Below are 24,537 nucleotides of genomic sequence, written 5' to 3'. Positions count from 1 at the left end.
GACCGCCCAACGCACTGGCTTGTCTGTGCCTCCGTGGTTCGTAAACAGCCCTAAAATATTATGCCTAAGCAAGAAGTAAACTCTTTATTAAATAGCTCACAAATTGATATAGTTTTATTAAAAATTAAAGAGATATTAAGTGCAAACCTTGGCATAAATAGTGCCAAAATAGATATCCATACCAATCTTTTAGAACTGGGATTTGAATCACTAATATTAATTCAATTTAGTCGCTCACTACAAGAAAAATTAGGTGTAAAAATTCCTTTTCGCCAATTACTAGAAGAATTTCCCACACTCCATGACTTGGCTGTACATATAGCGCAACAATTACCGCCATCTTTTGAACAGGAAAAACCACGAGTAATACCAGAACTGCCTACAAGTAAAAGTTCAGCTAAACTGTTATTAAATAATAGCGGAAATCAGGGAATTGCCGGGCTTATGTCAGAGCAACTAAAGCTCATGGCTCAACAATTAGAATTGCTGCGTAACAGCCCTGCACTCAAGAAAATTTCCCCTGTAAATCAAGTTTCTGTCAACATCCCTCAACCGCAAACATCAATAAATTCCCAACAGATAGAAAAAACAACTCTAAACTCCCGCCAGCAGCAACATTTAAATGCCTTAATCACCAGATTTGTCCAACGCACTTCAGAATCGAAACGCCTCACCCAAGACGCTCGTTCTTTCCACGCAAATCCCAGATCAATTACCGGGTTTCGTCTAGCTCTCAAAGAGATGCTGTATCCCATTCATGCTCAACGTGCTGCTGGTGCGAGAATTTGGGATGTTGATGGTAATGAATACATTGATGTGTCAATGGGCTTTGGCTCACTGTTATTTGGTCATTCTCCCGATTTTGTTGTAGAAGCGATTCAACAGTATATTCAGCAAGGCATACAAAATGGCCCACAATCACATTTGACAAGTAAAGTTGCTAAATTATTTTGTGAACTGACTAATCAAGAACGAGTCACCTTTTGTAACTCTGGTACAGATGCAGTTATGGGAGCTATTCGTATTGCCAGAGCTACTACAGGACGCGCCAAAATTGCTGTATTTAACGGTTCTTATCATGGCACATTAGATGAAGTTTTAGTGGCAGGAGTACCCACCGCAGAAACAACTCTCCGTTCTGTACCAGCCGCACCAGGAATTCCCCAACACTTTATCGAAAACGTTATCGTACTCAACTATGGAAGCCTTGAATCTTTAGAAACTCTCAAAGCCCATACCCATGAATTAGCTGCCGTTTTAGTTGAACCTATACAAAGTCGTCGCCCAGATTTCCAACCCAAAGAGTTTTTATATAAATTGAGACAACTGACCAAAGAAGCAGGCATCGTCTTAATTTTTGATGAAGTCATTACAGGCTTTCGGATGCACCCAGGAGGCATTCAAGCAATGTGGAATATTCAAGCAGATATTACAACTTACGGTAAAGCTCTTGGCTCTGGTTTACCAATTGGGGTAATCGCAGGTAAAGCTGCTTTTATGAATACACTTGATGGCGGTTTTTGGAATTACGGTGATGCTTCTTCCCCACAACAAGAAACAACTATCTTTGCTGGAACTTTTTTCAAAAATCCTTTGGTCATGGCTGTTGCTTGGGCTGTACTTAACCATATCAAGAATAGTGGTGAAAAACTACAAGCAGAATTAGCCAGTAAAACCGCAAAAATTGCCGAGACTCTCAATAGTTACTTTCAGCAAAAGCAGTTACCAATTCAGGTTGTTAATTGTGGTTCACTATTCCGGTTTGTTTATCCGCCCAACTTAGTTTGGATGAATTTATTATTCTATCATCTGATAGAAAAAGGTATTTATATATGGGAAGGACGGAGCTTTTATATATCTACTGCTCATACTGATGAAGATATTGAAACTTTAATTAGAGCTATTCAAGACAGCATATTAGAATTGCAAGCAGGTGATTTTTTACCAGTAGATCCGCCTGTAATTAATAATCAAGGTGATGAATTACCGCCGAGCCAGGGAATAGTTACTCTTCCCCTAACAGAAGTGCAGAAAGAACTTTGGTTTATGGCACAAATCGGAGATAATGCTTCCCGTGCTTATAACCAATCAATGGCTATCCATTTGCGTGGCGCGTTTAAATTAGAAGCAGCATATCAAGCAATTCAAACAGTTATTAATCGTCATGAAGCTTTACGAACTAGTTTTAGTTCAGAAGGAGATTATCAATTAATTCATCCAAAACTAACAATAGATATCCCTTACATAGATTTATCAACCTTAGATGGTCAACATCGTCTAGATCAGTTAGCAGCATTTTTAGAAAAAGAATCTCAAGAAACTTTTGACTTAGAAAAAGCTCCTTTACTGCGGTTTCATATTATCAAGTTAGAGTCAAATCATCACCTTTTAGTTTTCACGGTTCATCATATTGTGGCTGATGGTTGGTCAATGGCAATTGTATTACGAGAGTTAGCAGCAATTTATGCAGCCGAATCTCAAAATATTACTTGTGAACTTCCGCAGCCAATGCAATATAGCGAATATGTGCAATGGCAAACACTCCAGCAAGCAACTCCAGAAATGGCAAAAGCTAAGGCTTATTGGCTACAGCAATTTTCTGGTTCAGTTCCAGTGTTAACTTTACCAAGTGACAAGATTAGACCAGCAGTAAATACGCATAATGGGTCAATAGAAACTTTTACAATTAATACTAATTTATATCAAAAAATCAAAAGTCTGAGTGATGAGTGTCAATGTACTTTGTTCACTACACTTCTCGCTGGATATATGATTTTATTACAGCGGCTAAGTAATCAAAATGATATTGTAGTGGGTATTGCTTCAGCAGGGCAATCGTTAGTTAATAATAATTGCTTGGTGGGTCACTGTGTAAATATATTACCAATACGCAGCCAAGTGGATAAATCGCCAGCTTTTATAGATTATCTGGATTATGTAAAAGAGCAATTATTAGCAGCTTATGAGCATCAAATTTATCCTTTTATCAATTTAGTCAAGAGTTTAAATTTGGTACGAGATGAAAGCCGGAATCCTTTATTTACAGTTGGGTTTAATTTAGATAAATCACAATTTAATTTGGCTGCTTTAGATTGTGAGTTAGAAGTCTTGAAGAACTATAATACTACTGCTAAGTTCGATATTGATTTGAATATTATTCAGAGCAATACGGAACTTTTGCTAGAACTGGAATATAACACAGACTTGTTTAGTTCTCAAACAATCCAGCGCTGGGGCAAGCATTATATTACTTTATTAGAAAGTCTTGTTGCTCATCCTCAACAACGAATTACAGAATTGTTATTGCTTACCAATATCGAAAGGCAACAATTATTAGTAGAATGGAATAACACCCAAGCTAATTATCGTCAAAATCAATGTATTCATCAGTGGTTTGAAGCTCAAGCAAAGAAAACCTCTGATGCGATCGCAGTCTCATTTAATAATCAATCTTTAACTTACCAAGAACTTAATCACAAAGCTAATCAACTAGCACATTACCTTAAAAAACAAGGTGTAAAACCAGAGGTTTTGGTAGGGATTTGTGTCGAGCGCTCTTTAGACATGATTGTGGGAATTTTAGGCATTTTAAAAGCTGGTGCTGCATATCTACCACTTGACCCGGCATATCCCCAAGAACGTCTGAGTTTTATGCTAGAAGATGCCAAAGTATCTTTAGTGTTAACTCAACAACGATTGCAAGAGTGGCTACCGCACAACCAACAGCAAACTATTTATTTAGATGTAGATTGGCCATTAATTGCTCAAGAAAGCCAAGCAAATCTGGAGATAAAAGTAACAACCACTAACTTAGCTTATGTGATTTACACTTCAGGTTCTACAGGTAAGCCAAAAGGAGTAATGATACAACATCATTCTTTAGTAAATTATACAGAAACGGCGATTGTTAAGTATGCTTTGAATTCAAGTGATGTTATCCTACAATTTGCCTCAATTTGTTTTGACGTAGCAGCAGAAGAAATATTTACTAGTTTGGTTGTTGGTGCTACATTGGTGCTGAGAAATGATGTAATGTTGAGTTCAATTCCAGCATTTTTAGAGCAGTGTCGCCAGTTAAAAATAACTGTATTAGCTTTGCCTACAGCTTTTTGGCATCAAATAATTGCTGAACTTGAGGATAATTTACCACTGCCTGAATTGTTACGTTTAGTCATAATTGGTGGTGAAAAAGCATTGCCACAGCGATTAGTAACTTGGCTAGAACGGGTAAAAAATAAAATACAATTAATTAATTCTTACGGCCCTACAGAAGCAACAATTGGGACAACTATTAGCAATTTATCGAATTTGGATGAATTCAATGTGGCATTCAAAGAGGTGCCAGTTGGTAAACCAATAGATAATGTCCAAGTTTATATATTAGATGCTTGTTTTCAACCTGCCCCTATTGGGGTATCTGGGGAAATTTATATAGGTGGGATGGGTGTAGCGAGAGGATATCTTAACCAACCTCAATTAACAGCAGAAAAATTTATTCCCAATCCTTTTAGTAATGCACCAGGAACACGCCTTTATAAAACAGGTGATTTAGCTCGTTATTTAGCTAATGGCGAAATTGAAATTTTAGGGCGAGTTGATGAGCAAGTTAAAATTCGCGGTTTTCGGATTGAATTAGGCGAAATTGAAGCGCAATTAAACCAACATCCTGATGTAAGTGAAGCAGTCGTAAAAGTTTGGGAGGACGAACAAGGCGATAAACGTTTAGTAGGATATGTTGCTTCTCAGTTACAGCCACAACTAACAGCTAATCAACTACGAAGCTTTTTACACGAACAACTGCCAGAATACATGATTCCTTCTGCTTTTGTTGTTCTAAAAAGTTTACCAATTACGCCCAACGGCAAAATAGACAGGCTTGTATTACCTAAACCGGATAAATTGCGTCCAGAATTAGCAGCGAATTATGTAATACCGCAAACTGAGGTAGAAAAAACTATTGCTAAGATTTGGCAAAAAGCTTTGAATCTAGAAAATATCGGCATTCACGATAATTTTTTTGAAATTGGTGGTCATTCACTGCTGATGATTAAAGTGCATAGTGAATTGCGAAAAATATTTCCCATTGATTTATCAATGCTGGACTTATTTAGATATCCAACTATCAGTTATTTGGCTGATTATTTGAGTAAGTTAAAAAATCAAACAATATTAGTTCCGAAGGAAGATAATCAGGTTAAAAAAATTACTTATGCAAAAGAACAGCAGAAAAAACGGTTACAAAAAATGAAGTCGGCTAGAAATGTTTGAAAAAAACTAACTACAGAGACGCAGAGGAATTATAGAAAAATGGATGATTCAGGAAAATTTGATCAAAATGGTTCGGAAATAGCAATTATTGGTTTATCAGGGCGGTTTCCTGGAGCGAAAAATATTGCAGAATTCTGGGAGAATTTACAAGCGGGTGTAGAGTCAATTACTTTTTTTACAGATGAGGAACTGATAAGTTCAGGTCTGGAACCAGCTATTGTTGATAATCCGAAATATGTGAAAGCTAGAGGTGTTTTAGCAGACGCAGAATTATTTGATGCACCATTTTTTGGGTTTACTCCTAAAGAAGCAGAAATTACAGATCCACAACATCGATTGTTTTTAGAATGTGCTTGGGCAGCTTTAGAAAATGCTGGTTATAACTGTGAAAATTATCATGGATCTATTGGTGTTTATGCAGGTAGTAGTTTGAGTAGCTACCTATTTAATATATATATAAATGAAAATATTCGTAATTCTGTTGATGCTCACCAAATAGCAATTGGTGGGGATAAGGATTTTTTAAGTACTCGTGTTTCTTACAAATTTAATTTACAAGGGCCTAGTTATACAGTTCAAACGGCTTGTTCAACTTCGCTAGTTGCTGTTCACTTAGCTTGTCAAAGTCTCTTGAACGGAGAATGTGACATGGCTTTAGCGGGTGGTGTTTCTATTAGTGCATTACGAAAACAGGGATATTTTTATAAAGAAGGGGGTATCGGTTCGCCTGATGGACATTGCCGCGCTTTTGATGCCAATGCACAGGGAACTGTTGGCGGTGAAGGTGTGGGCATTGTGGTATTAAAGAGATTAGAAGATGCGATCGCAGATCAAGATACCATCCATGCAGTCATTAAAGGTTCTGCTACCAATAATGATGGTTCACAAAAAGTCAGCTACACTGCACCTCGGATAGAGTCTCAAGCCAAGGTTATCAGAACGGCTCAAGTTGTGGCTGAAGTTCCACCGGAAACTATCACCTATATTGAAGCCCACGGTACAGGCACATCTTTAGGAGATCCTATCGAAATTGCGGCTTTAACTGAAGCTTTTCGCGCCAGTACTGAGAAAAGCGGCTTTTGTGCTATTGGTTCATTAAAAACTAATACTGGTCATTTGGATGCGGCGGCTGGGATAGCCGGGTTAATTAAGACGGTTTTGGCACTCAAGCATCAAAAAATCCCGCCTAGCCTCCATTTTCAAGCACCAAATCCCCAGATTGATTTTGCCAATAGTCCCTTTTATGTCAACACTCAACTAACAGACTGGCAAACAAATGGTACTCCTCGACGTGCGGGGGTGAGTTCCTTTGGAATTGGGGGAACTAATGCTCATGTAATTTTGGAAGAAGCACCAATTATTGAGCAAAGAAGCAGGGGTGCAGGGGTGCAGGGGAGATTTCATTTGTTGGTAATATCAGCAAAGACTAGCACAGCCCTGGAGACGGCGACAGAGAATTTAGTCCAACACTTGCAGCAAAATCAAGATATAAATTTGGCTGATGTGGCTTACACTTTGGCTGTTGGTCGTAAAGCTTTTGAGCATCGGCGGATTTTGGTGTGTCAAAATCTTGAACATAGCATTACAGCTTTCACATCTTCAGATAGTCCAGAAGTTTTCACCAACTATCAAAAATCCGGCCATAGTCCAGTGGTGTTTATGTTTCCTGGACAGGGTTCTCAATATGTAGATATGGGGCGAGAACTTTATGAAAGTCAATCAGATTTTCGTGAGCAAATTGATTATTGTGCTGAACTGCTCAAACCACACCTAAATCTTGATTTACGTGAGGTACTTTATCCCCAAGCAACCCAGACTCCAGAACTCACGCAAACTGCTATAGCCCAGCCTGCTTTATTTGTGATTGAGTATGCTTTAGCAAAACTATGGATGAGTTGGGGTGTACATCCAGACGCGATGATTGGTCATAGTATTGGGGAATATGTAGCAGCAACTTTAGCAGGAGTTTTTAGTTTAGAAGATGCTTTAAAGCTAGTTGCTACTCGTGGAAGCTTGATGCAGCAACAGCCAAGCGGTGCGATGCTGTCAGTGCAAATGTCAGAGTCGGAAATTCAACCTTTTTTGGGTGGAGAACTGGTTTTAGCTGCAAGTAATTCACCATCAAGCTGTGTAGTTTCAGGTACGATAGATGCGATCGCTCAATTAGAACTAAAACTACAACAGCAAGGGATAAATTATCGCCGACTGCACACATCTCACGCTTTTCATTCTCCGATGATGGATGCAGTTGTTGACCCATTGACGCAACTTTTACAACAAATTTCCCTCCACCCTCCCCAAATTCCCTTGATATCGAATGTCAGTGGGACATGGATAGATGCAACCACCGCCACAAACCCCAACTATTGGGCAAAACATCTCCGCCAAACCGTGCTATTTAGTAAAGGAATCACCGAGTTACTCCAGCAACCAGAACGTATATTTTTGGAGGTGGGGTCTGGTAGAACTTTAAGTACTTTTGTCAAGCAACATCAAAAACCAGAAGTAGTTACTCTCACTTCACTCCGTCATCCCCAAGAACAAAAGTCAGATATCGCATTTATATTAAATACTTTGGGTCGCCTATGGTTGCAAGGAATTAAAGTTGATTGGTTGAGTTTTTATCGCCACGAAAAACCCTACCATATTCCCTTACCTACCTATCCTTTTGAACGTCAGCGTTATTGGATAGAAGCACAACCACAGCTATTTAAAGCGTCAAACACAACAGATACACTTTGGAAATCTGTTGTCACAACTAGTAAAATCCAGGCTCAAACTCAGCCACTTGATGCTGAAACTTATTTCCATAATCAACAGTGTTTGGATGATTTATGTGTAGCTTACATTAACTTAGCGTTGAGAAATTTAGATATATTTAAAGATTATTCCACCAAGTATAATTTTGCTGAATTATATCAGCACAGTGGTATCATTCCTCGCTATCAACAGTTATTACATCGGTGGTTAGATGTCTTGGTCAAATATGGAAATTTACAACAAGATCATGGAATGTTTAGCAAACTGATACCGCTGTCTCATGATGCGCTAAATGATCGTTTAGCAGCAGCTAAATTAAAATTAGAAAATCTACCACAATTAGTCAATCTTGTAGCAGAATGTGGCGAAAATTTACCAGTTGTCCTGAAAGGCGAGATAGAACCTTTAGAATTATTTCTTGCTGCTATCAATAAAAGCAGAGACACTGCACAATCAGAAATTGCATTGGATACCTATTTAAAAGGGATCATGCAGACAAGTGTCAAACAAATCATCAAATTATTAGCACCCAATGTCAACCTAAAAATATTAGAAATTGGCGGCGGACAAGGGATAGCCACCGCAGCCTTATTACCTGTATTACCCAGAGAACGCACAACCTATACCTTTACTGATGTTGGCGGTTTATTACTCAATCGAGCCAAAGAAAATTTTAGTGCTTATCCATTTGTTGAATATCAATTTTTGGATATTGAAAAATCTCCGGCTGAACAAGGGTATGAACTCCACAGTTTTGATGTAGTAATTGCTGTGAACGTTTTACACGTCACTCGTAACATTAATAAAACCCTAGATAATGTGCGATCGCTATTAAGTTCTGGTGGTTTATTATTACTTTGGGAAATCACTGAACCACAATTAACTTTTGATATTACCGATGGTTTATTGATGAATCCTTTAGAGGATGAACAACGCAGTTGTGGAAATCCATTTTTATCTCAAAAACAATGGTGTGAAGCATTAAAATCGCATGGATTTGCTGAAGTCGCAGCAGTTTCAGAAACAGCAGCATTCGGTGAGGAAATTTTAATTGCTCAAGCTACGACAGCTAATGCTCAATCTATCGCATTTAGCAACTATCTTGATAGCCAAATAGAACAGCCAGTTGTATTAGGTAAAAAGCCTAACATCGCTGACTGGTTTTATACTCCTAGTTGGGAACGTACTGCTTTACCTCAGCTAACAAATGAAAACAAAACAAATCAACCAAAATGCTGGTTAGTATTTGTGGATGATTGCGGTTTGGGTGAAAAAATAGTTCAGCGATTGAAATTAGCGGGTGGCGAGGTAATTACAGTCAAAGTTGGCGAAGCATATATGAGTGACAGCGATCGCTCATATACAATTAACCCAGAAGAACCACAAGATTACAAGTTTCTCTGTCAAGAACTTCGCAAATTAGGTCAAACTCCCACCAATATTCTGCACTTATGGAGCGTCACTCCAGATCATCCAGGGTACTTAATATCACAACAATATGAATCCTTGGGCTTTTACAGCTTACTATTTTTGACTCAAGCGATCGCCGAATCTTATCCAAAAGATACCTTAGATATTCGAGTTATTGCCAATCATCTGCAAACGGTGACAGGTTCAGAACAACTGTGTCCAGAAAAAGCTTTAATAATGGGGCCTTGTAAGGTAATTCCCCAAGAGTATGCCAACATCACTTGTAGCAGCATTGATGTAGTTCTGCCCACAGCAGCGAGTTGGCAAGAACAGCAACTAATCAACCAACTAGTTACAGAAATTTCTCTGCAACCATCAGAACAAGTGATTGCTTACCGAGGACATCATCGCTGGGTGCAGGATTTTGCAGCTATTCAATTAGACACCCCAATTCAGCAAAATCCACGGTTAAGGAAAAATGGAGTCTATTTAATCACTGGCGGTTTGGGTGGTGTGGGACTAGCTTTAGCTGAATATTTAGCCAAGACTGTACAAGCTAAACTCATTTTAGTCGGGCGATCGCCTTTTCCTCAAGTAAATGAATGGACACAGTGGCTATCAACCCATGATGCACAAAATGTAATTAGCCAGAAAATTCATAAATTACAAAATCTGCAAACTTTTGGTGCAGAAATCATGATAGTTAACACTGACGTTGCTAATTATGAGCAAATGTCAGTAGTAGTGAAAGCTGCAAATTTGCAATTTGGTCAAATCAATGGAGTAATTCATGCAGCCGCAGTTTTAGGCGGAGGAATGATGCAACTTAAAACCAAACAAATTGCGGCTAAAGCTTTAGCACCAAAAGTCCAAGGAACAAGAGTATTAAATGAAATTTTCCAAAATACCAAACTTGATTTCTTTATACTTTGTTCCTCACTTTCTTCCTTTGTCGGTACTTCAGGAATGGTAGATTACACTGCCGAGAATGCCTTCTTAGATGCCTTCGCTCACTATCACGCCGCACAATATAGTAATTTCATTACCTCTATTAATTGGGATAGATGGAATAGCTTAGGAATGGCTCTTGCTGTTGAACAAAGACATAAAGATATTACAGGCGAAGAATTAACAGCAGGTATGACTGTAGAAGATGGTCTAGAGGTATTTCATCGAGTTTTATCTAGTAGTAATTTGCCGCAAATTATTGTCTCTGTCCAAGATTTACATAGCCAACTTCAGCCCAAAAAATCCGATATATCCATAGAAGAAAAATTAGCCAACCTCAACCGAAATAGAGCCACTTATCCCCGTCCCAACTTAGATAATGCTTATGTTGCGCCGCGTAACGAAATCGAAATAAACCTAGCTGATATTTGGCAACAACTTCTGGGTATTGATCGTGTGGGCATTCATGATAATTTCTTTGAATTAGGAGGAGATTCTTTATTTGCAACTCAGCTTGTTTCTCAACTGTGCAAAACTTTCCAAGTAGAACTTTCGTATAAAGGCTTTTTTAATTCTCCAACTATTGCAGAATTATCTGAATTGATTGTTCAAAATCTAGCAGAACAAACAAATTTAGAAGATTTATCCCAAGCCCTAGCAGATATTGAACAACTATCTGAAGAAGAAGTGAATAATCTACTTGCTGCTCAAAGTTAAATACATCTTTAATAACTAAAAAAATTGACGCGGAATAAGCGTTAAATACGAACATTTTTTGTAATTTTTCAGGAGTTCATAATGCTTCAGTCTAATTCCCCGCAAATTACATTATCTCTTTGGCTTCTTAAGTTATTAAATTTCCTATATCCCCAAGGAAATGCTCATCGTTTTCAAGAATCAATTAATTTGATTTCTCAACATACTGCTAACTCCAATGGTAAAATTAATGATTTTGTTTATCCTGGTATTACTTATAAACCTTGGTATGAAGCCGATGATTATAATTCCTTAAAACAGTTTACCAATATACTCAAGCAAGACTTCAGTACTATCGAAAATGAGTGGCAAGCTTTTTTAGCATCTAAAAAAAATATTGTTCCCAGATATAAGCCAAGTGAAATATTTGGTGAAACTCTCAAGGATAAAGATGAAAACTGGAAGTATTACTTAATTTGGAGACAAGGTAAATTTACAAATGCGGCTTTGTCTATGTTTCCCAAGACAGTCAATATTGTGACTAAGCTCAAACCTTTTCTCTATCCTTTTGGAGAAATTGTATTTATTGTTATGGAACCGGGCGTTGTTTTACCACCACATACTGATGATATAAATATTTCTTTAACCTGTCATTTAGGAATCGAAACTCCAGAAGATTGTGGTATTAAAGTTGGAGGTGAAACACGGAAGTGGAGTAGAGGAGAAGCTTTATTTTTTGACAATAGTTTTATCCATGAAGCCTGGAATAAAAGTCAGTCTAATAGAGTTGTGATGTTATTAGATTTATATCATCCTGAACTGACAAAAGTTGAAAAGACTTTACTAGAAATCGCCCTGAAGTATTTTAATCTTACAGGAGAAGAAGCCGGATACCACGGCGTAAAAGATACAAAGTATTTACAAGAAAAATTGAACAATCTATATTAACTTATCCACAATCAAGCATAGATCCTATGGCTACAGAATATCCTATATCTTTTTCCAACATAATTCACTTGAGTTTTGTGGCGATCGCATTGTCCATTGCTCTTAGCCTAATTATTTACCTAATCAATAGGCAAAGTCAAAGCCAAGAATCACAGTTAATCTGGACACCTATTGATTTTGTTGAGCGCCGCAGTAATCTTTCGTATGATGAGTTTATCCAGAAATATGCAGCGGTTGGCAAGCCTGTCATTATTACTGACGCTATGGGAGATTGGCCAGCCTTAAACAAGTGGAATTTTGATTTCTTTAAATCGAAATATGGTTCTGTAAGTTATGGTGTTAAAGAAGATAAAGACGAGATAAAAAAAATAATCACTGTCGCTGAGTATATTGATTATTTAACTGAGCATAATACTAATGGTAATCAGGAACGTTTATACTTAGCTAACTGGGTAGTTTCTGACTTTCCTGAATTGTTAGAAGACTATAAAGAACCAGTTTATTTTCCCAATTGGTTGACAAAATTACCAAAAAAAGTTTTGCAGAGACATGGGTATGATAACCCCGAAATTTTCATAGGTCATAAAGGTACATCCATAGGTCTTCATGAAGACCCTACTAGTTGTGCTGCATGGTTAGCCATGATTTCTGGACGAAAACAAATTGTTTTTTTCACACCAGATCAAAAAGGTTTCTTATATGAAGGAAAAGTTGATGTATTTAATCCAGACTTTAATAAGTTTCCCTTGTATTCCAAAGCTAAACCAGTAGAAGTCATTCTGGAACCGGGAGAAATTATTTATATACCTCCTAGATGGTGGCATCATGTCAGAAATTTAGAATATACCATAGCTATGGGAAACTTAGTTGTGAACGAACTAAATATCGAATTATTTTTTCAAGCGAATGTTGAAATACATCCTATCATCGGTCATATTGTTCCATTACTATTTAAATTTCCGCCGTTAGCAAATGCTTTATTTGTTATTGGCATACTCTAAGCATTGTTTTATTTCAATCCTTAGCGCGTCCATACTCTATGTTGTTCAGGTTATTTAAGCATGAGTGATGTTTTTCAAAAAATTGCTGGGTTATCTCCAGACAAACTAAAACTGCTTGCACAAAAACTGAACCAAAAGAAAGGAGATAACTTATCAACAAAACTAATAGTTCCTCAAAGTCAAAAATCTCATACTTTCCCTCTCTCATTTTCTCAACAGAGGTTATGGTTTCTCGACCAACTAGAACCTGGGAACCCGGCATTTAATATTTGTCAGTTTATGCACTTGTCTGGTTCACTAAATGTAGCAGCATTAGAAGAAAGCTTTAAAGAAGTCGTTAAGCGTCATGAAGCTTTACGTACTACATTTACCATAGTGGATGGACAACCTCTCCAAGTCATTTATCCTGCTTCTATATTTAAGTTAAAAGTAGTAAATTTACAAGCATTGCCTTTAGACAAAAGAGACGCTGAAGTCCTATATTTAGCTAATCAAGAATGTCAAAAATCCTTTGATTTAACCAAAGATTGCTTACTGCGAGTTACTTTACTGCAACTGAGTGAAATAGAGCATATTTTATTGTTATCAATACACCATATTGCTGCTGATGCTTGGTCAATAGGTATATTAATCAGAGAGATTACAACGCTTTACGAAAACTTTTCTCGCGGTTATCCTTCACCACTACCTGAACTACCAATTCAGTATGCAGATTTTGCAGTTTGGCAGCGTCAATACTTGCAGGGAGAAACACTGGAAACTTTGCTGAGTTATTGGCAGCAAAAATTAGGCAGTCAACTTCCTGCACTAGAATTGCCTACAGATATACCTCGTCCAACATTACAAACTTTTAATGGTGCTAGGCAATGCCTGATTTTATCCAAAACTTTCTCGGAACAATTGAAAGGTTTGTACCAGCGCGAAGGTATAACACTATTTATGATTTTAATAGCCGCATTTAAAACACTACTTTATTGGTACACAGGGCAAGAAGACATAGTTATAGGTAGTGATATTGCTAACCGCAACCAGCTTGAAACTAAAGAATTAATTGGTTTTTTTGTTAACCAACTTGTTTTACGCACTAATTTATCAGGAAATCCATCATTTCGTGAGTTACTAGAAAGAGTTAGTGAGGTAACTTTAGAGGCATACTCTTATCAAGATTTACCATTTGATAAACTTGTAGATGCCCTCAACCCAGTCAGGCATCTATCTCGTCCACCTTTATTTCAAGTCAAATTAATTTTAGAAAATACTCAAGCTCCTGCTTTAAAACTTTCAAATCTAACTATCAAATCATTAGTAGTTGAAAAGAAAACAACCCAACTTGATTTACTGTGGGAGATAACAGAAACAGAACAGGGAATGGTTGCAGCATTGGAGTACAATACAGATTTATTCTACTCCGCTACTATAGTGCAAATGCTCAAACATTTTGAAACACTTTTACAGCAAATAGTAGCTAAACCAACAGCGAGATTAAACGAATTAATTGAATTACTTGCCGCAGTAGATAAACAAGCAGAAGTGATTCAAAACAAGAAGAAAAAAGTAGAGTATAAACATAAATTTAAAACAATTAAGCGTCAGGTTATTGATACTGTTGTTGAAACGGAGAATGCCCAATGAAGAAATTAGAGAAAAACATTAAACGCCAAACAGTAAATCTAACGCCAGACGAATTAATTAAATTAGAGCATTTCATCAATAGCAAGGATTTACCACTTGTCATTAGCCCTGATATTAACAATGTTGATCTTACTGGCTGGGCTGATGCTAATCGTAAATTTATCGAAGATAAATTACTGCTCAATGGAGCTATACTATTTCGAGGATTTAATATTACTACAGCATCAGAATTTGAACGTTTTGGGTTAGCCATTTGTTCAGAATTGTTTAATGAAAATGGCGAACATCCCCGCACTAGCGTTAATGGGAAAGTTTATACTCCTGTTTTTTATCCTAGCGATCGCAAGTTATTATGGCATAATGAAAATTCCTTCAATCATCGCTGGCCAAAAAAGATTCTATTTGGATGTCGTCAACCAGCCGCCCAGGGAGGAGAAACGCCCATTGTTGACAGTCGCCAAGTTTTTCAGCGCCTAAACCCTAAAATTAGGGAAAAATTTATTGAAAAACAAGTTATGTATGTCCGTAATTATGGTAACGGATTAGGGCTAAACTGGGAAACCGTTTTTCAAACTAAAAATAGGTCAGAAGTTGAAGCAATTTGTCAACAGAATTTTGTAAATTTTGTATGGAAGACAGACGGAAGTTTAAGAACTATTTCTGTTCGTCCAGCAGTAGCAAAACATCCACAAACAGGTGAAATAACTTGGTTTAATCAGGCACAACATTGGCATCCAGCTTGCTTAGATACTCAAACACGAGAGTCGCTACTATCATCATTTTCAGAGGCAGATTTGCCTCGCAATTGCTATTACGGTGACGGCACTATCATAGAAGATTCAGTAATGGCAGAAATTTGTGAAATTTACCAAGAATTAGAAGTAACTTTTCCCTGGAAACAAGGAGATATATTGCTCTTAGATAACTTGCTGACTGCTCATGCACGTAATCCCTTTATTGGTGAAAGGCAGTTATTAGTAGCTATGGGCGAAATGACAAGTTTTGCAGATATTAATAATTAAAGGTGGTAAATCACAATGCCTCAACAAATACAGGGATTTCAACTTTCTCTACAACAAAAGCGACTATGGTTATTACAACAAAATAGCTCAGTTTACTTGACTAAAGGTGCTATCCTCATTGAGGGTAATTTACAAGTCAAGATTTTAAAAAACTCTTTACAAAAAGTTATTGATAGGAATGAAATACTTCGCACTAGTTTTCATAAAACCAGAGGATTAAAAATTCCCATTCAAGTAGTAGAAAATAATGTTTCTTTACCTTGGCTAGAAAACTCTTTTTTAGCAACAAATATTGATAATTATTTGCAAGAGTGTAACTGGCAAGATATTGAATGGGAAAAAAGTGGTTTACTACAAACAACATTAATTAAACTAACAGATGAAAAACATATTTTATTGATGCAGTTGCCTGCAATGTGTGCTGATAAGGCATCATTAAATAATTTATTAGCTGAAATTAGCTGTTCTTATAGTGATGAATTACCTGATGCAGAACCATTACAATATGCTGATATTTCTGCATGGCAAAATGAACTACTGGAAGCAGAAAAAACACTTGCTAATAAAAAGGATTGGCAACAATTAGATATTTCTCAGCTTGAGAGTTTTACATTATCTTTTGAACAGCCCCTTACTCAAGAGCAAGAATTTAACCCTCAATTTTTAAAGTTGTCAATTACTCATGAGCTAATTAATAAAATTGAGGCTATTGTTCAAAATTATCAATGTTCAACAAGTGTATTTTTTCTTACTTGTTGGTTAATTTTGCTTTGGCGATTGACGGAAGAATCACAACCCATCATTGGTTTAGGTTGTGATGGTCGTAATTACGAGGAACTCAAATCAGCAATAGGTTTACTCGCTAAATATTTACCTCTTAACTGCGAGTTAAGCGAAAGAGATTGCTTCAGTGATATCTTAGTTAAACTTAGCACTGCTACAACTGAATTAACCGAATGGCAAGAGAGTTTTGCCTGGGAACAACTTACCGAAATCAATCAAGATTATACAGAACAATTATTTTTCCCCTTCTGTTTTGACTTTGCAGAAGCACCAAGTAAGTATACTGCTGGTGATATAAAATTTACTATCTATCAAAAATATGCTTGTGTTGACCGATTTAAAGTTAAACTAAGTTGCGATCGCACCCACGATCAAACCCTTAACGCAGAATTCCACTATGATGCTAATCTGTTTTCTCACGCAGATATTCAACGTTTAGCGAGTCAATGGTACACATTATTAGTTAGTGCTATTGAAAACCCCTCTGCAACCATTTCACAATTAAATATTCTCAGTGACCAAGAACGCCAGCAAATTCTAATTGACTTCAACAACACTCAAACCACAGAATTACAATACGAGTGTATTCATCACTGGTTTGAACAGCAGTGCAATTCCACACCAGACAATATTGCGGTTGTCTTTCAAGACCAGCAACTTACTTATCAAGAATTAAATACCCGTGCTAATCAATTGGCGCATTACCTAAAAAAATTAGGTGTAGGCTCAGATGTGTTAGTAGGTATTTGTGTCGAGCGTTCTTTATGGATGGTCATCGGTTTATTGGGTATTCTCAAAGCTGGCGCAGCTTACGTACCTTTAGACCCTGCTTATCCCGCAGAACGTCAAGCTTATATCATTGCTGATACTCAAACACCTTTGGTACTGACCCAGCAACATTTAGCTACTGGTTTAGTCACAGATGAACTACAACTGCTTTGCATTAATAGCGACTGGTTAGCGATCGCTCAAGAAAAAACAGAAAATCCAGTCACTCAGACAACTTCTCAAAATCTAGCCTACGTTATTTATACCTCCGGCTCCACTGGTAAACCTAAAGGAACCTTAATTACTCATCAAGGACTAGTTAATTATTTAAGTTGGTGTACCCAAGCCTACAAAGTAGAACAAGGAACAGGAACATTAGTTCACTCTCCCCTAGGGTTTGACCTAACAGTTACCAGTTTATTTTCACCCTTACTCGTAGGTCGTCAAGTAGAACTTTTACCAGAAAATCAAGGAATTGATGCACTCGCTTCTGCTTTACGTCGTAGCCATAACTTAAGTTTAGTTAAAATTACCCCTGCACATTTAGATTTACTCAAAGTACAACTATCACCAACAGAAATAGCAAATTGTACTAGAGCGTTTATTATCGGTGGTGAAAACTTATTAGCTGAAAAGTTAACATTTTGGCAAGATTTTGCTCCCGACACGATGTTGATTAATGAATATGGCCCCACAGAAACCGTAGTCGGTTGTTGTGTTTATCAAGTACCAAATAATCCGCGTAACTCCGGGTCAATTCCTATCGGTAAACCAATCACTAATACACAACATTATGTATTAGATAAACATTGGCAACCAGTACCTATCGGTGTAGTTGGTGAATTATATATAGCTGGTTTAGGACTTGCTCGCGGCTACTTAAATCAACCAGAATTAACTGCACAAAAGTTTATTCCCAACCCATTTAGCAACCAAGCTGGAGAACGTCTTTATAGAACAGGTGACTTAGCTCGTTATCGTCCAGATGGAACCCTTGAGTTTCTTGGACGTATCGACAATCAAGTAAAAATTCGGGGTTTTCGCATTGAATTAGGCGAAATAGAAGCAGTATTAGATCAACATCCAGAAGTAAAAGAAGTTGTAGTTATTGCCCGTGAAGATGCAGATAAAGAAAAGCGTTTAGTTGCTTATCTTGTTGTCAACCAACAATCAGAGATTTCTATTAATAAACTACGCAATTATTTATTAGAAAAACTGCCTGAATATATGATACCTGCGGCGTTTATCAAGTTAGATGCTTTGCCACTCACACCCAACGGTAAAGTAGACTATCGAGCTTTACCTGAGCAAGCACAACTTGATTTAGCAGAAACATACGTCGCGCCGCAATCTGAGCTTGAGCAAATGATTACAAATATCTGGCAAGAATTATTGCATATAGAAAAGGTAGGTATTCATCACAATTTCTTTGATATTGGTGGTCACTCATTACTAATGGTTCAGGTTCATAGCAAACTGCAAAAACTATTAAATAGAGAGATATCAATGCTTGATATGTTTCAATATCCAACCATTAGTAAATTTGCTAACTATTTAAGTCAAGAACCAAATAACCAGCCTGACTTGCCTAACTATGAACTAAATGAAAATCAGAGAGAATCTAGAAAACAACGTAGGCAACTTAGACAAGGAAATCAAACTAAAAAATAAGATTATCGACTTCTTGAAGAAGTCGGAAATCTGGACACCGCGCATCTTCACAAATAAAATCGCATTGCTATATGAATAACTCAAATACATCTGATTACATCGATGAAATAGCCATAATTGGCATGGCAGGCTGTTTTCCTGGTGCTAAAAATATTGATGAATTTTGGCAAAATATCCGAGATGGTGTAGAGTCAATTTATTTTTTTTCTGATGAAGAGTTAATTAGTGCAGGTGTAGAACCTAATTTATTAAATCAACCTAATTATGTAAAAGCCGGAGCTATATTAAATGATATAGATTTATTTGATGCGTCATTTTTTAACTTTCATCCTAGAGAAGCAGAAATCACTGATCCGCAACATCGTTTTTTACTGGAATCTGCCTGGAATGCGCTAGAAAATGCTGGCTATGACAGTGAAACTTATTCAGGACGAATTGGTGTTTTTGCTGGCGCAAGCATGAGTAGTTACTTTTTGTCAAATCTTTATGCCAACCGCCAGCTGATAGAATCTGTGGGTGGTAAGCAAATAGCGATCGCCAATAGTCAAGATTTTCTACCCACCTTAATTTCTTATAAATTAAACTTGCAGGGGCCGAGTGTCAATGTCCAAACCTCCTGCTCTACATCGTTAGTTGCGGTTCATCTCGCCTGCCAAAGCTTACTCAACGGCGAAAGTGATATAGCTTTGGCTGGTGGGGTTTCCATTGGAGTGCCGCACAAAACTGGCTATCCTTATCAAGAAGGCAGTATCTTATCTCCTGATGGACATTGCCGTGCTTTTGATGCCCAAGCCCAAGGCACCGTTAGCGGTAATGGTGTTGGTATTGTAGTTTTAAAGCGATTAGAAGATGCGATCGCCGATCGAGATACAATTCATGCTGTAATCAAAGCCTCCGCTATTAATAATGATGGTTCTGCAAAAGTTGGCTACACTGCTCCCAGTATTGAAGGTCAAGCCAAAGTCATCGCCGAAGCTCTTGGTGTCGCTAGAATCTCACCCGATAAAATTAGCTATATAGAAGCTCATGGTACGGGAACAGTTCTCGGAGACCCCATCGAAATTGCCGCACTGACAAAAGCTTTTCGCGCCAAGACTGACAAAAAAAATTACTGTGCTATTGGTTCAGTCAAAACTAATGTCGGACATTTAGATACAGCCGCAGGTATAACAGGTTTAATCAAGACAGTTTTAGCCCTTAAGCACAAACAAATACCTCCTAGCCTGCATTTCCAACAACCTAATCCCAAAATTGACTTTGCCAATAGCCCCTTCTACGTTAATAGCCAGCTGTCTCAATGGAAATCAGATGGTAATCCTCGCTATGCCGGAATCAGTTCCTTTGGTATTGGTGGTACAAATGCTCATGTAATTCTAGAAGAAGCCCCGGTTATTGACCAGGGGAGCAAGGAGGAGCAGAAGAGAGGATATCAGTTGTTGGTACTTTCTGCTAAAACCAGTACAGCTTTAGAAACTGCCACAACAAACTTAATTCAATACTTGCAGCAGAATCCTAACTTAAATTTAGCTGATGTTGCTTATACCCTGAGTGTCGGTCGTCGAGTTTTTGACCATAGCCGCGCCGTAGTTTGCCAAACCCTAAACGATGCAGTGCAAGTTTTACAAACAAAAGCATCGCCACGAGTTTTGACCCGCCATAGCGAACAATCTGCACGACAAGTTGGATTTATGTTTCCCGGACAAGGTACTCAGTATGCAGAAATGGCTAAAGAACTATACCAAACTGAGCCAATATTCCGAGAACAAGTAGACTACTGCTGTGAATTACTCAAACCTTTGCTAGAGCTAGATTTACATAGCATTATTTACCCGCAACCACAACAGCAAGAAACAGCAGCTTTACAATTACAGCAAACCTACATCACCCAGCCAGCATTATTTGTCATTGAATATGCGTTAGCGCAGTTGTGGATGTCTTGGGGTGTCAAACCTAGCACGATGATTGGTCATAGCATTGGCGAGTACGTAGCTGCAACTATCGCTGGTGTGTTCTCTTTAAAAGATGCACTCACGTTAGTAGCGACTCGCGGCAAATTGATCCAGCAACTTCCGTCCGGGATAATGTTAGCTGTGCCAATGTCAGAAGCAAAAATTCAACCTTGGCTGAATGAACAACTTTGTTTAGCTGCTATTAACAGTCCAAATTTGTGTGTAGTTTCAGGAACAGAAGCAGCAATTGAGGAATTACAAAACCAGTTAACAGCAAAAGGCGTTGACTGTCGCCGTTTGCATACCTCCCATGCGTTTCATTCCCAGATGATGGACTCGATTTTAGAGCCATTTGAGGAATTTTTCAGCAAAATCAAAATCAATTCTCCCAAAATTCCTTTTGTTTCTAACCTCACAGGTACTTGGATAACAGCAGCACAAGCCACAGACGCTAAATATTGGGTAAAACATCTGCGTCAAACAGTACGGTTCAGCGAAGGAATTGCGAAATTGCTGCAACAGCCAGAGCAAATCCTCTTAGAAGTCGGCCCTGGAAAGGCATTAACTACCTTAGTTAACAAGCAAAAGCTAACAGAACAACTAGTGCTTCCTTCCCTGCGACATCCACAAAACCAACAATCAGATCAGGCGTTTTTGCTCAATACACTCGCGCAACTGTGGTTAGCAGGAATTTCAATTGATTGGTCAGAATTTTATAGTCATGAACAACCTTATCGGATTCCCTTACCCACATATCCTTTTGAACGGAAAAAATACTGGCTTGAACCTTTAGTCAATAGTGCAGACAATTCATCTTCTGAAAAAGAAATTATCGTGCAACAACTAACATTTATAAATAAAACATCTCAATATAATAAAACTCTATCAGTACTGACGGAAATTTTCAGTAATTCTCTGGGCATAAAATCATCAGAAATTAATGTTAAAGCTCCCTTTCTCGAAATGGGCGTAGACTCGCTATTATTACTCCAAATCAACCGCGCTATTCAAGAACAGTTAAAAGTCGAAATTCCTTTTCATATATTTCTAGAAGATTCACTGACAATTGAGTCATTAGCAGCCCACATTGCTAAAGAGGAACCTCAAAATTCAATACCTACCGTCACATCGCAGCCTACACCATCATTTAATCAGCAAGTAGAAACGCCTGTAAATAGTAATATTGAGCAGATTCTTTTACAACATCTTCAGGTAATGTCTAAATTAGTAGACTTACTACCTAAGCAAAATTCACTGAATAAAACTCTTCATCTCAACGAACAAATTACTCAAATTTCAACTAATAGTCAAAATCCCAATTCAACTTCCAAATTAGCACCTAATAAACCAGCTTTTACTTCCCAATCCATCCCCAAAGAATCAATGACTTTGTTGACTCCCCATCAACAAAAACATTTAGATACATTAATTACACGCCTTGTTAACAAAACTCAAGAATCCAAACAGCTTTCACAAGATTATCGTCCCTATCATGCCAATAGCAGAGCAGTCACAGGGTTCTTTCCTGATATTAAAGAGATGATATATCCCATTCACGGACAGCGTGGAGAAGGAGCCAGACTTTGGGATGTGGATGGAAACGAATACGTAGACATCTCTATGGGATTTGGTACGCTTTTATTTGGTCATTCGCCATCTTTTGTAATTGAAGCGATTCAACAACAAATTCAAAATGGCATATTACATGGCCCCCAGTCGCGTCTTGCTGGACAAGTAGCCAAATTAATCTGTGAATTAACAGGTGCAGAACGAGCCGCTTTATGTAACACAGGTTCAGAAGCAGTGATGGGAGCAATACGCCTCGCACGCACCGCTACACAACGCACCAAAATAGCCTTATTCACTGGTTCTTATCATGGCAATTTAGACGAAGTTCTCATGAAAGGAACCATGACATCTGATGAAAAGCTATATGCTGTGCCGAAAGCTTTAGGCATTCCTCAATATATGGCTGAGAATGTCATCATGCTCAACTATGGTACTTCTGAATCATTAGATATTATTCAAGCTCATGCCCATGAGTTAGCCGCAGTTTTAGTTGAGCCAATCCAAAGCAGTTGCCCAGATTTGCAACCTCAAGAATTTCTCCATCAATTGAGACAGCTAACCCAAGCAACAGGAATTGTCTTAATCTTTGATGAAGTAATTACAGGCTTTCGGATGCACCCAGCGGGTATACAGGGGTTGTGGGGTATTCAGGCAGATATTACTACCTACGGCAAGGCGGTTGCGGCTGGAATGCCAATTGGGGTAATAGCTGGCAAAGCCGCTTTTATGGATGCACTTGATGGGGGTATGTGGAACTATGGCGATGAATCCTATCCGCAAGCAAAAAATACTGTTTTTGCAGGTACTTTCTTCAAACATCCTCTAGCGATGGCTGCTGCTTGGGCTGCCTTAAATCATATTAAAAATTATGGGTTTAACCTCCAGGAAGAACTAACTCAAAAAACAATAAAATTAGTAGAAACTCTGAATAGTTACTTTGAGCAAAAACAAGTACCGATTCGAGTTATTAACTTTGGCTCACTTTTTCGATTTTCTTTCCAAAATAATTCTATACTCAGCAATTTGTTTTATTACTACTTGCTAGAAAAAGGAGTATATGTCTGGGAAGGGCGCACTTTTTATTTATCGACAGCCCATACTGATGAAGATATAGATTATATTATTCTGGCAGTCAAAAATAGTGTGGTAGAAATGCAAAAAGCTGAGTTTTTACCGCCTTCACCCATTTCGACAAATATTAATTATATGACTGCAAATTTGGCAACAACTAAGTTTAGCCACAAAGAACTTGCAGCACCCTTGGTAACAATTCAGCCGCAAGGCTCTAAAACACCTTTATTTTTTATTCATCCTATCGGTGGTAATGTTTTCTGCTACAAAGAATTAGCTCATTATTTAGGTTCAGATCAACCTTTTTATGGGCTGCAAGCACCAAGCCTTTTTGGAGAATATGAAGCACATACCAGAATTGAAGATATAGCAGCCCACTATGTTGCAGCAATACGTACTGTTCAGCCACAAAGCCCATACTATTTAGGAGGATGGTCGCTAGGAAGCATCATTGCTTTTGAGATGGCTCAACAACTGCAAAAGCAAGGTCAGCAAGTGCCTCTAATATTCTTATTGGATAATGCAGCACCTACTTTTTCTACTCAACCTATAGTGATTCAGCCATATAATGATTCTGAGATTTTAGCTAGTTTTGCATCTGATTTAGCTAGTTCTGCTGGGAAGAATTTATTAGCATCATCTGAGAAGTTTCAACAAATGCAGTATGACAAGCAATTGCAGTATGTTTTTGAGCAATTACAAGTAGCTAACTTAATGCCAGCTAATTTTAGCTTTCACAACTTTTATCGATTTTTTAAAGTTTATCAAAGTAACCTACAAGCAGTGTGTAAATATGAACCACAAGTATATTCTAATCGTATGATTCTCTTACAAGCCAGCGATAGTAATGAAGGGCTTGATTATCCCAACGACCCTAGCTGGGGCTGGCAGCAGCTATCATCTGAGCCAGTAGAAATATATACAATTCCAGGTAATCATTACACTATGCTGACTCAACCTCACGCGCAAGTTTTAGCAGAGCAACTAAAAACATGCCTAAATCAGCTAGAGCTTGGACTACTTGTTAAGTAAAACAACCAT

8 protein-coding genes are annotated in these 24,537 nt (G+C 37.8%); all 8 read left to right on the top strand.

Features of this window, described 5'->3' with window-relative positions; translation table 11 throughout:
• Positions 1–60 precede the first annotated feature (60 nt).
• The 8 genes from AC504W_RS12735 to AC504W_RS12700 all read left to right on the top strand — a co-directional run bounded on the left by AC504W_RS12735 (position 61) and on the right by AC504W_RS12700 (position 24,528).
• Positions 61–5,268 carry an amino acid adenylation domain-containing protein gene (locus tag AC504W_RS12735; protein WP_494878066.1) on the top strand — a complete coding sequence of 1,736 codons (5,208 nt, stop codon included), beginning with the start codon at positions 61–63 and terminating at the stop codon, positions 5,266–5,268.
• A gap of 39 nt (positions 5,269–5,307) precedes the next feature.
• Entirely contained in the window at positions 5,308–11,103 is a 5,796-nt protein-coding gene (locus AC504W_RS12730; RefSeq protein WP_494878064.1) for a beta-ketoacyl synthase N-terminal-like domain-containing protein, read from the top strand.
• Positions 11,104–11,184: 81 nt separating this feature from the next.
• Positions 11,185–12,030 (top strand): aspartyl/asparaginyl beta-hydroxylase domain-containing protein, encoded by an 846-nt coding sequence (locus AC504W_RS12725; protein WP_494878062.1) that lies wholly within the window; start codon positions 11,185–11,187, stop codon positions 12,028–12,030.
• A 26-nt stretch (positions 12,031–12,056) separates the two neighbouring features.
• The gene (locus AC504W_RS12720; protein ID WP_494878060.1) at positions 12,057–13,031 is read left to right on the top strand and encodes a cupin-like domain-containing protein; all 975 of its coding nucleotides are present in this window, start codon (positions 12,057–12,059) and stop codon (positions 13,029–13,031) included.
• A gap of 60 nt (positions 13,032–13,091) precedes the next feature.
• Positions 13,092–14,663, top strand: a complete 1,572-nt coding sequence (locus AC504W_RS12715) for a condensation domain-containing protein (RefSeq protein ID WP_494878058.1) — start codon at positions 13,092–13,094, stop codon at positions 14,661–14,663.
• Positions 14,660–15,685 (top strand): TauD/TfdA family dioxygenase, encoded by a 1,026-nt coding sequence (locus tag AC504W_RS12710; RefSeq protein ID WP_494878056.1) that lies wholly within the window; start codon positions 14,660–14,662, stop codon positions 15,683–15,685. The genes AC504W_RS12715 and AC504W_RS12710 overlap by 4 nt, the downstream gene beginning before the upstream one ends.
• A gap of 15 nt (positions 15,686–15,700) precedes the next feature.
• Complete coding sequence (locus AC504W_RS12705; protein WP_494878054.1) at positions 15,701–18,907, top strand: non-ribosomal peptide synthetase; 3,207 nt, start codon at positions 15,701–15,703, stop codon at positions 18,905–18,907.
• A 71-nt stretch (positions 18,908–18,978) separates the two neighbouring features.
• Positions 18,979–24,528, top strand: a complete 5,550-nt coding sequence (locus AC504W_RS12700; protein ID WP_494878053.1) for an aminotransferase class III-fold pyridoxal phosphate-dependent enzyme — start codon at positions 18,979–18,981, stop codon at positions 24,526–24,528.
• The last annotated feature ends 9 nt before the right edge of the window (positions 24,529–24,537 follow it).

It is taken from the genome of Nostoc sp. C96, assembly GCF_059384975.1.
This window is presented reverse-complemented; position numbering and strand designations above follow the sequence as displayed.

What these genes read in the sequence shown, in the direction of transcription:
- AC504W_RS12735 (WP_494878066.1), top strand. Translation starts at nt 61, where the DNA reads ATGCCTAAGCAAGAAGTAAACTCTTTATTAAATAGCTCACAAATTGAT.
- AC504W_RS12730 (WP_494878064.1), top strand. Translation starts at nt 5,308, where the DNA reads ATGGATGATTCAGGAAAATTTGATCAAAATGGTTCGGAAATAGCAATT.
- AC504W_RS12725 (WP_494878062.1), top strand. Translation starts at nt 11,185, where the DNA reads ATGCTTCAGTCTAATTCCCCGCAAATTACATTATCTCTTTGGCTTCTT.
- AC504W_RS12720 (WP_494878060.1), top strand. Translation starts at nt 12,057, where the DNA reads ATGGCTACAGAATATCCTATATCTTTTTCCAACATAATTCACTTGAGT.
- AC504W_RS12715 (WP_494878058.1), top strand. Translation starts at nt 13,092, where the DNA reads ATGAGTGATGTTTTTCAAAAAATTGCTGGGTTATCTCCAGACAAACTA.
- AC504W_RS12710 (WP_494878056.1), top strand. Translation starts at nt 14,660, where the DNA reads ATGAAGAAATTAGAGAAAAACATTAAACGCCAAACAGTAAATCTAACG.
- AC504W_RS12705 (WP_494878054.1), top strand. Translation starts at nt 15,701, where the DNA reads ATGCCTCAACAAATACAGGGATTTCAACTTTCTCTACAACAAAAGCGA.
- AC504W_RS12700 (WP_494878053.1), top strand. Translation starts at nt 18,979, where the DNA reads ATGAATAACTCAAATACATCTGATTACATCGATGAAATAGCCATAATT.